This window comes from Mesotoga sp. H07.pep.5.3 (assembly GCF_002752615.1).
Lineage (GTDB): Bacteria > Thermotogota > Thermotogae > Petrotogales > Kosmotogaceae > Mesotoga > Mesotoga prima.
Genome location: NZ_AYTV01000001.1, coordinates 220,653 through 221,327, shown reverse-complemented (window position 1 = coordinate 221,327; position 675 = coordinate 220,653). Strand labels below are relative to the sequence as shown.

Annotated in this window: 1 protein-coding gene; it reads left to right on the top strand. The window is 43.7% G+C overall.

Features of this window, described 5'->3' with window-relative positions; genetic code table 11:
- The coding region (locus V513_RS14055) for an Ig-like domain-containing protein (RefSeq protein ID WP_257211853.1) at positions 1 to 675 on the top strand (675 nt) is incomplete at both ends.

Sequence of the window (675 nt, the reverse complement as noted above, 5' to 3'; positions counted from 1 at the left end):
ATAACAACGGAGGAAGTCTTTCTCTACCAATAATCATATCTGTAATAGATGTCAACAGACCTCCTCAAATATCTATTCCCGATCAATCGGTGAAAGAGGGAGAGCAGTTGAAAATATACCTGAAGGGTTTCATTTTCGATCCCGATGGAGATGAGGTCACCTTCGAAATCGCAGACGGACTGGGCTTCATTGAGGATGACCATTATCTATTCACTCCTGACTTCGATTCCGAAGGAATACATGAAGTGACACTAACGGCAAAAGATAATAAAGGACTTGAAAGCGTAGGGTTCTTCAAAGTCACGGTAGAAAACGTAAACAGATCGCCCGTAACGTTATCACCCTCGATAAACACCAGCATCATGGAAAGTTTCACTCTTGACCTCGATCTGGGAAGTCTTTTCGTTGACCCTGACGGGGATGATCTTCAATTCGAAGTGGAAGGCTATGGTATAGTCGTCGACAACAGCTATCAGTACTCTCCAGGGTACAACGACAAGGGAGAAAAGGTTGCAACTGTAACTGCCACAGATCCTTACGGACTGTCAGATAGCTTGGTGATCAGAATCGATGTCAAAGACAGGAATAGAAACCCAGAATCGTCAATAGAAGAGATGAAAACCTCTATACATGAAGGCTCTTCCTTGAAAATCGATCTTCGACCCCTGTTCTCAG